Here is an 8,610-nt window from a genome sequence, read left to right as displayed (position 1 = left end):
CAGTTCGGTGAGGATGGACGGCACCAAGTGGGGGTCGTGGTCCAGCGCGTCGAAGTAGCCGGGGTAGGTGAGCGTGAATCCGGTGGCGTGCAGGGCGGCGTTGGCGACGCGCTTGTTGGTCCAGGCGCGTTTCCGCTCGTTGTTGGGCGGGGCCACGGGCGGCAGGGGGCGGGCGAAGCCGGCGGCGAGGTGTTTGAAGCACTCGCGCTGCGTCATGGGGGCATCGTCCACCACGTTGAACACGCCACGGTGTCCGCCCAGCACCAGGTGCATGATGGCCCTGGCTACGTCATCGCGATGGATCTGGTTGAGCACGCGCCCCTGACCTTCTGCGCCCTCGATGGAGGCCTTGCCTTCGAGGAAATTCTTGAGCACAAACGAGCGGTTGGGCCCGTAGATGCCAGCCAGACGGGTGACGGTGCCGCCGTGGGAGAGGACGAGCTCCTCGGTCTGGCGCAGGAGCCGGCCGGTCTCGCGCTCGGGTTCGGCAGGGCTGGACTCATCCACCAGGGAGCCGTCCACCTGCGGGTAAACGCTGGTGCTGCTGGTGAAGAGGAGATGGGCTGGGGGAAGAGGGCGGTGAGATGGGTGCAGCCCTCCAGGTACACCTTGCGGTACATATCGGCGCCGCCCCGGTTCGAGGAGGCACAATGAATGACCGCATCCGGCGGGCCGGACAGGGTGGCCGCCACGCTGGCGAGGTTGGCTTCATCGCTGACGTCTGCGGCGAGCACCGGGTAGGGCTTGGACGCAGCGAGCCGCTCCGCCGACTCCGGCGAGTGGGTGAGCCCGGTGACCTCGTGTCCTGCTTCATGCAGGAGGTCTGCCAGCTTCTCACCCGAGTAACCACATCCTACGACGAGGCAGCGCATGATCAGGCGCCTCCTTTCCGTGCTTGGGTGAAGTATTCCACCAGGCCTCGTTCCACCCCGCGGACATAGTCCTCCAGTGGGCTGGTGACCAGCTTGCCATCCAGGAGCGTGCGCCCCAGGAAGTGACCCAGCAGGAGACGGCGGTAGGTTTCCCCGTGATTCATGACGTAGGGCTCAAAGTAGAGGACCGGGCATTCATACATCCGGTTTGCCAGCAGGTTCCGTGCATACACGAAGGGGCTTCCTGAGACCCGACGGGCATTTGCGGTGGTGTAGAGGTACGGCGGGAGTCCCGTGGCCGTGGCCATGGCGGCGGCGACTGGCGCTGCCATGGCCATTTCCTGCTCCTCCGTGCGGGAGAAAAGGCGGCGCAGCATCTCAAAGCGCACGTCCTCGTACTGCAGCTCATCCGGGCTGTAGCAGCCGTTAATCAGCAGGTGGAAGTGGTTGGCATCCACGAAGGAAGGCTTTTTGGGATCGCCCCAGGGCTCGGCATTCAGGTGCAGGCAGAGCACCAGATCGGGCCGCAGTTCCTCATTCACCCGGCGGGCGCGGGCGTGGATCTCACTCACGCGGTAGAAGAGCTTCTCCGCCTGCCACTGCACGCTGAGGATGCGGGCTTCGTCGCGAGGGTCGGTGTAGGTGTCCTTGGGGCTGGCGATGCCGGCCTCGTGCAGGACCTTGAGCGCCTCATCCCGGAGGCTCTCCGGCGTGTCCTTGGTGAGCGGGTTCTCGGATTCCCGCACCATGCTGACGCGGGCTCCGAGGGCTTCAAGCCGGGGCTTGAGGAGCTGGGCCACCTGGAGGACGATGCGGCCCTCCATGATTTCCTCACCCGGATTCATGCTCAGCCAGCGCTCCTCGAGGTGGGCATAGCCACCGCCGATGTGGCCGGGGTCCAGGGCGATGTGCACGCCCTTCAGCGAGGGCTGACCTGGCTCAAGCGGTCGCAGGTCCTTGGCGGCGCGCCAGTAGTGGGTGACCTGCCTGGCCTCAGCGGTGGCGGGACGAAAAGTGATTCGCACCGGCAGCTTGCCGGGCGTGGTGTCCACGATGATGCCCTGGTCATCCAGCTTCCACGGCGGTGGGAAGTTGGAGCCATTGCCATAGACATGGGAGATGGCTTTCTCGAATTGGGCGCGGGTAAGCACGCCATCGTAGGCTTTCAGCTCGTCCCATTTCGGCGGGGTTGCCAAGGGGCTGAGCTTGGGCTTGGCCAGGATCGCCGGGGCCGGTGTGAGCGGGGCGGACGGGGAATCTGCCGCCAGGGGACCCACAGCCGGGGCCTCAGCGGACGTGGGGGCCGCGGAGGGTGCCGGGGCGGAGGCAGGGGCTTGAGTTGCCGCGGGTGCGGGGACGCTTGCAGGCATGGGAGCTGGCGCTTGCGCCATCACGCCGCAGTTCAACCCCGCGAGGAGGGCAACTCCGGTCATCCAAGGTCTGCAGCATCCGTCCAACATGCTGGCAGCCTAGACTTGATTCATGGACAATTCATCCTCAAATACGTACTGCATGACAGACGCCCCTTCTGACCAGACAATTCGCATCCTGTTTTTAGGTGACGTGATGGGTGACCCGGGACGGAAGGCCGTGGGAGAGATGCTGCCACGGTTGAAGGAGGAGTTGCACATCGACTTCGCCATCGTGAATGGCGAGAACAGCGCTGGGGGTCGTGGCATCACGCCGAAGATCGCCATCGGCCTGATGCGCGCTGGGGCGGCCGTCATCACGACGGGGGACCACGTGTGGGATCAGAAGGAGATTGTGCCGTATTTTTCAGAAGAGCCGCGCCTCCTCCGGCCGGTGAACTACCCCGCGGGCACGCCCGGGGAGGGATCGCTGGTGCTGGAGACGAAGAAAGGCAAGGTGGGCGTGATCAACGTCCAGGGCCGCACCTTCATGAAGATGCTGCTGGAGAACCCCTTCACCGTCATGGACGAGGTGGTGGCGGAGATGCGCAAGGAGACGCCGGTCATCTTTGTGGACATGCACTCCGAGACCACGAGCGAGAAGATGGCGCTGGGCTGGTATCTCGACGGTCGCGTTTCAGCCGTGGTGGGGACGCATACGCACGTGCAGACGGCGGATGAGCGGGTGCTGCCAAACGGCACCGCGTTCCTCTGTGATGCGGGCATGTGCGGTCCGGTGGACTCCTGCATCGGCATGGAGGTGCAGACGGCGATCGAGCGGTTTACGAAGCTGCTGCCCAGCAAGGGCCATGTGGCTCGTGGCCAGGTGAAACTGTGCGGCGCAGTGGTGGATGTGGATGCGACGACCGGCAAGGCGCTGAAGATCGAGCGCCTGCAGCGGGTGTGGCACGGCAGCACGGAAGGGAGCTAGGGGAGAGAGGGAAGTTGAGATGTGCCGCATGTGCCGCAAGCGGCACGTTGAGACGCGTTGCTGGTTGAGATGGCTGCGCCTGGTTGAGGCGCTTCGCTGGAGAGAGGAGGACGTGTGGGGTGCGCAGGATGCGTGCTGTTCCGACGCGAAGTTTCCGGGAACGGCAGTCCCACGGCCCACGGATTTCGCAGGCCGCTTGTAGGTGTAAGCCCTGTCGGCATCCTCCACCTGATCCCGCTTGCGGGATTTTGGGAGTGCGGCAAGCATTGCCGCTTTGGGGAGTCCTGTGTCGGGCTGACTAAGATGTGGCGGGAGCGGAGGAATGGGCTCCGCTGCTGCTGGTAGGGGGATCGAACCTCACAAGCCGTCCCGAAAGCGGTGATGCTCACCGCAGTCCCAAAGCGGCTGCGCCGCCAGGTGTTGAGCGTGGTGGATTTGAGTGGATCCCGGGGGCTTGAGGTGCCGGAGGGACGTTTGACTGAAAGGTTCGAGGAAGCGTCTCTGAGGCCACCTATCCACCGTTTACCTCTATCCTTAACTCAGCCCTCTGTGTTCTCTGTGCCTCTGTGGTTAGATTCACAGTGCCGCTTCTGCGGGTTACCGAATCCACCCACTGGCCCCCGCCGGCGTCTTGCCTGCCGCCAGCGGGGTGCTCAAGGGGGTGTTCCCGCCATAAACCAAGTTCGGACGAACTGCCGCCGCGAGGAGGCCCAAGGCCACAGTGGCGGACAGGAGGATCCTGACGATGCGAGCAGTGGAATCGGGGTTCATGGAGTGGGAGGGATTGAGGGTTTTGTGATTGGCAGGAGCGAGGGGGTTCACTCCTGCCTTTCAATGACTGCATGTCCGGTGATCTGCCTTTGTGACGGGCAGGTCGCCGTTTTTATTCTGACTTTTGTTCACCGGGCTTGAAGATTTCCGGGGCGAGCGGCCAGGCAGGCCAGGGCCAGGGCGGCGGCCACCCCGGTGAAGACGGAGTAGTTGAGCGGGGATTTGATGCCTACGGTGACGGTCATGGACAAGGCGAACACGAGGAGGAGCGCGGCGCTGCCCAGAGCGGCCCAGCGGAGTTTCACCCCCACCAGCAGCCAGACGGCCAAGACCACCTCGGCCACAGTGGCGATCCAGCCGAGCGGCGCGTAGAGCGAGGCGGGCAGGAAGGCATTCAAAGTGCCGGTGTAAGCCACAAAACTGGCCCAGTCACCCCAGGCGACGTTCGGCGCCCCCGGCGGGCCCCAGAGGCCGAAGCGGTCTGCCACGGCGGAAAGGAAGGCGGCAGCCAGGCTGATGCGCAGGCTCCAGACGGTGAGAAGGTTCAATGTCATAACTTATGGTGAGCCTGGGGTGACGTGGGTGTGGCGGCGTGATCAGTGTTTTTCCACCGGTCCGGTCGGGGCCTCTCCCTTGGGGCCGATCACGAAGGCGAGGAGCTTGGCGGGCTCCGTGGCGCTGGCGTTGCGGGAGACCAGATGCACGCCACCAGGAGGCTCGTAGTAGGTCTCACCTTTGGTGAGCTTGGTGAGCGGTCCGTCGGTGATCTGCATCTCCACGGCACCCTCCAGCACATACACAAAGACGGGGCCGGAGTGGCGATGGGCCGGGGAGCTGGCTCCTCCGGTGTACTCCACCAGCACCATGTTGACATCGCTTTCAGGATGTCCGGCGAGGGCGCGGGTGAAGAGAGAGGTGACCTTGGAGCCGGTCTGGGCGGCATCCTGGTGCGTGGCGGCAGAGGCTGCTGCTGCGAAGGCGGGAACGCCGGAGGCAGCGGTCAGCAGGGTCATGAGTTGGCGACGGGAAAGAGTCATAGGAATGCGGAAGGTGGAATTGGGAATGCGGAATACAGAATGCGGGGTTCGAGGGTATTATTTCAGTTCTTCGGGCATCTTGCGGAAGCTGATGGCGAAGCGGTTCCAGCCGTTGATGGCCACGACGGCGAGGTTGAGGTTGGCCAGTTCGGTCTCGGAGAACTCCTGGCGGGCCCGGGCATACACGTCATCGGGCACATGCGTTTGGGAAATGAGGGTCACGGCCTCGGTCCAGGCGATGGCGGCACGTTCGCGGCTGGTGTAGAGGTGGGGGACCTCATGCCACACGGGCAGGAGATTCAGACGGCGGGCGGTTTCTCCGCGGGCGAGCGCCTCGCGATTGTGGAGGTCGATGCAGTAGGCGCAACCATTGATCAGGGAGACGCGCAGGTGGATCAGATCCAGGAGTTTGGGCTCGATGCCGAGTTTCTGGACGGCGGCAGACAGGGCGAACATGGCCTTCACAGCGTCGGGGCTGGCCAGGTGATATGCCATGCGGGGCTTGCCTTCCGGGGTGTCAGAGATCTCACTCATAAGGATGTTGGTTTGATTTTGGTGTTTCGAACGCGAGAAAGATTCGCTTGCGAATGGACTTGTCGGAAGGTCCATTTACCCGATATCAACTGGACCACTTTTTTCCCGGAGACACCCACGCCATGGCCAGAAAAGCATCCCTGCAGGAACTGGCGCTGCGCCCGGCCCCGGGGGGCACGCCCCTTTTCCGATGGATCTACGAGGAGCTTCGTCTCGCGATCGCTGAGGGCCGGCTCAAGCCGGGCATGCGGCTGCCCTCTACCCGGGATCTGGCGACGCAGTACGGCGTAGCACGTGGCACGGTGCTGGTCACGTTCGAGCAACTCAAGGCCGAGGGCTATGTGGAGAGCGAAGTGGGATCGGGCACACGGGTGGCGGGCAATCTGCCAGAGCGTTTCTTTGCCCCGGCCCCCTCCCTGCAGGCGGCACCGGCGAGTGTGACACCTTCACGGGCCAGACTTTCTGCATGGTCCCAGACACTGCGCCCCCTGTTTCCTCTTCGCGGGGTGGCTCCTACGGGGGTGGCGTTTGAGCCCAACCAGCCGGCGCTGGATCTCTTTCCCACCACCCTGTGGAGCCGGCTGGCAGGGCGTCGGCTGCGACGGGCCTCCGGACTGCAACTGGGCGTGGCGGAGGCTCACGGGTACCGGCCGCTCCGGGAGGCAGTGGCGGCCTATCTGGGATCTGCCCGGGCGGTACACTGCACGGCGGATCAGGTGGTGATTGTTTCCGGAACCCAGCAGACGCTCGACCTTACGGCGCGGCTGGTGCTGGACCCTGGCGACAAGGTATGGATGGAGGACCCGGGGTACATCGGGGCGGTGGGCGCCATTCGGTCCGTGGGAGCGCGGCTGGTGGCCGTCCCTGTGGATGAAGATGGGCTGGACGTGGCCCAAGGGCAAAAGCTGGCCGCGGATGCCAAGCTGGCCTATGTGACGCCGGCACATGAGTTTCCTCTGGGTGCAAGCCTGAGCCTGGAACGTCGCCTGGCCCTGCTGCGGTGGGCACAGGAGGCGGGGGCATGGATCTTTGAGGACGACTATGACAGCGAGTACCGTTACCAGGGGCGGCCGCTGCCCTCCATGCAGGGGCTGGACGGCAGCGGCTGCGTGATCTTCGCGGGGAGTTTCAACAAGATGTTGTTTCCTAATTTGAGGCTGGGCTATGTGGTGCTGCCGCCGCGGCTGGTGGAGCCGTTTGCCGTGGCCCGCTCGCTGAGTGATCGTTTCCCGCCATTGCTGGATCAGGCCGTGTTGTGTGATTTCATCACGGAGGGCCACTTCGGCCAGCACATCCGCCGGATGCGGGAGGCGTATGCGGAGCGCCTGGAAACCCTGATGGAAATGGCGGCGACCGGTCCGCTGGCGGGGCTGATCGAGATCGCCCCGATTCATGCCGGCATGCAGACAGCGGGGCATTTGCCTCCGTCACTCAAAGATCAGGCCGTGGCCGAGGCGGCGGCGCGGCAAGGGGTGCGGTGCATGACGCTCTCCATGTTCCAGATCCGGCGCAAGGACGTGAACGGGCTGCTGCTGGGCTTCGGCGGCTACCGGCCGGAATTGATCCGGGAGGGTGCGAGGAAACTGGCGAAGGTGTTGGAAGGAAAGGGGCCAGTAGGCAGTGCGTCAGTGCGTCAGTAGTCAAGATGTTGGGGGTGCGATGGTGGGGAGGACGCGTCATTGGCTTCAGATGCTTTTGGGGGCTGGCGGCATCCCAGCCATCGGCCGGTGGTTGAAGGAGCGAAGCGACTGACACCTCCGGGAGAGGAGTTCAACGGCGCTGGTACTCCAGCACCCTCTCATCGAAATCGACCGTATGCTCCTCCAGCCACACACGATACTCATTCATGTTGGCAAAACCACCTGCGGGAATGCTGAGACTGAGGCTGCGAACCAATTCTGACGTCTTTGGATCGAAGAGCAAACTGATGATGCGGTCACGGAATTGCTTGTCACCGAATTGGTGGATCGATTCCAGGAGTGACGCCACTTCTTCAGATCGGACTGCGATATGACGGCCCGCGCCGATGGCGCAGAGGATGTCTTCGCCACCTCCTGAGCAAAAGAGCCATTGATGTTCATGGTCCGAGATGGCTCCCATTCGGGACAGTGCTGTGCTTACCGGGGTCTGGGATTCTGATGAATGGAGCTCTAGCGTCTTGCGGAGGGAGGGAATCTTCCACTCGGAGTTGGTCTGTATCGCGCCGCATCGAGTGCAGACGGATGAGTAGGCGAACGTATCAATAAAGTACCCGGCCACGAAGGCGAGCAGGAAGATGCTTGCTGCCAGCACCAACCAAGTTCTTCGTCGTGTGGGAAAGAGTCGCATGGTAAAGACGGATTGGGATCTGCAAGTTGGCTTGGCTCGTATTGTGGAACTCACGTTTCCGCCGCATGTAGGATAGTCGTCTGCCTGTGATCTGGACGGTCTGTAGAACTCCGTTGGAGTTCCATCTCCAGACCATCGATACCCGGGGTGGCGACCGCTTCGCGGTCTGACCCCGGGCTGTTTTGTATCACGCCGTTGGCGTGGGGTTACCGTTGCGCAAACACGGAGTTGGCCTCGCTTGGGTTCGGTGCAGAGAATGTCGGCTACTCCTCAATCGCCTCTACCCCGGCCAGCTTGAGCTTCTCAAGATGGTCCTTCATCTTCTGTAGAACTTCGGGTGGATGTCCTTGCCAGTCGATGATCTCGCCGGTGACTCGCAGAGGTTCCCGAGTGCGATAGGATTTGGTCGGATTGCCGGGGAATTTTTTGTCGGTCAGGTTCGGGTCATCTTCAAATGCTCCGGTCGGTTCCACGATGTAGATCCTGCCGGGCCCTTCGCCCACGGCCAGTTCGGCTCCCCAGGTGGCGGCGTCTAGGGTGGCGCTGAGATAGACGAAGTTCGCCTTTCTCCTGCTGCCGTAGTTGGAATTGAAGCCGGGAGCAATGAGGTCGCCGGGGCGCAAGTCGGCGCGTGTGCCGTGGTAGTAGGTCGGGGAGTTCGAGCTTTCGGTGAGGGGCATGGGGGCTGTTTTTCTTGGGGTGCAGAACAGAGAGTTTCGGGCAAATCA

9 protein-coding genes and 1 pseudogene are annotated in these 8,610 nt (G+C 63.3%); 2 read left to right on the top strand and 8 right to left on the bottom strand.

Translation table 11 applies throughout. From position 1 onward, the window contains the following. Together BV106_RS37925 and BV106_RS00725 are read right to left on the bottom strand one after the other, a co-directional pair. A pseudogene (locus BV106_RS37925) lies at window positions 1–522 on the bottom strand (hypothetical protein); the annotation flags it as partial. A gap of 352 nt (window positions 523–874) precedes the next feature. Next, entirely contained in the window at window positions 875–2,242 is a 1,368-nt protein-coding gene (locus BV106_RS00725; protein ID WP_265595190.1) for an N-acetylmuramoyl-L-alanine amidase, read from the bottom strand. Window positions 2,243–2,384: 142 nt separating this feature from the next. Between BV106_RS00725 and BV106_RS00720 the strand changes: the two genes are divergently transcribed. After that, window positions 2,385–3,212, top strand: a complete 828-nt coding sequence (locus BV106_RS00720; protein WP_038158921.1) for a TIGR00282 family metallophosphoesterase — start codon at window positions 2,385–2,387, stop codon at window positions 3,210–3,212. Window positions 3,213–3,809: 597 nt separating this feature from the next. Here BV106_RS00720 and BV106_RS00715 read toward each other — a convergent pair. The 4 genes from BV106_RS00715 to BV106_RS00700 all read right to left on the bottom strand — a co-directional run bounded on the left by BV106_RS00715 (window position 3,810) and on the right by BV106_RS00700 (window position 5,554). Then, window positions 3,810–3,983: a hypothetical protein gene (locus tag BV106_RS00715; protein WP_265595189.1), complete on the bottom strand. Its 174-nt coding sequence runs from the start codon at window positions 3,981–3,983 to the stop codon at window positions 3,810–3,812. 128 nt (window positions 3,984–4,111) lie between these two features. Then, window positions 4,112–4,537, bottom strand: coding sequence for a DoxX family membrane protein (locus BV106_RS00710; protein WP_038158917.1), 426 nt, complete (start codon window positions 4,535–4,537; stop codon window positions 4,112–4,114). A gap of 42 nt (window positions 4,538–4,579) precedes the next feature. Continuing rightward, on the bottom strand, window positions 4,580–5,020 hold the full coding sequence (locus BV106_RS00705) for a cupin domain-containing protein (protein WP_038158915.1): 441 nt from the start codon (window positions 5,018–5,020) through the stop codon (window positions 4,580–4,582). A gap of 57 nt (window positions 5,021–5,077) precedes the next feature. Further along, on the bottom strand, window positions 5,078–5,554 hold the full coding sequence (locus BV106_RS00700) for a carboxymuconolactone decarboxylase family protein (RefSeq protein ID WP_038158913.1): 477 nt from the start codon (window positions 5,552–5,554) through the stop codon (window positions 5,078–5,080). Window positions 5,555–5,676: 122 nt separating this feature from the next. On the opposite strand from BV106_RS00700, the gene BV106_RS00695 reads away from it, so the two are divergent. Further along, entirely contained in the window at window positions 5,677–7,194 is a 1,518-nt protein-coding gene (locus BV106_RS00695; RefSeq protein WP_038158935.1) for a PLP-dependent aminotransferase family protein, read from the top strand. Window positions 7,195–7,324: 130 nt separating this feature from the next. On the opposite strand, the gene BV106_RS00690 is transcribed toward BV106_RS00695, so the two are convergent. Further along, window positions 7,325–7,882, bottom strand: a complete 558-nt coding sequence (locus BV106_RS00690; RefSeq protein WP_265595188.1) for a hypothetical protein — start codon at window positions 7,880–7,882, stop codon at window positions 7,325–7,327. A 263-nt stretch (window positions 7,883–8,145) separates the two neighbouring features. Next, complete coding sequence (gene arr / locus BV106_RS00685) at window positions 8,146–8,562, bottom strand: NAD(+)--rifampin ADP-ribosyltransferase (protein WP_038158909.1); 417 nt, start codon at window positions 8,560–8,562, stop codon at window positions 8,146–8,148. Window positions 8,563–8,610 lie beyond the last annotated feature (48 nt).

It is taken from the genome of Verrucomicrobium sp. BvORR106 (assembly GCF_000739655.1).
Lineage (GTDB): Bacteria > Verrucomicrobiota > Verrucomicrobiia > Verrucomicrobiales > Verrucomicrobiaceae > Verrucomicrobium.
This window is presented reverse-complemented; position numbering and strand designations above follow the sequence as displayed.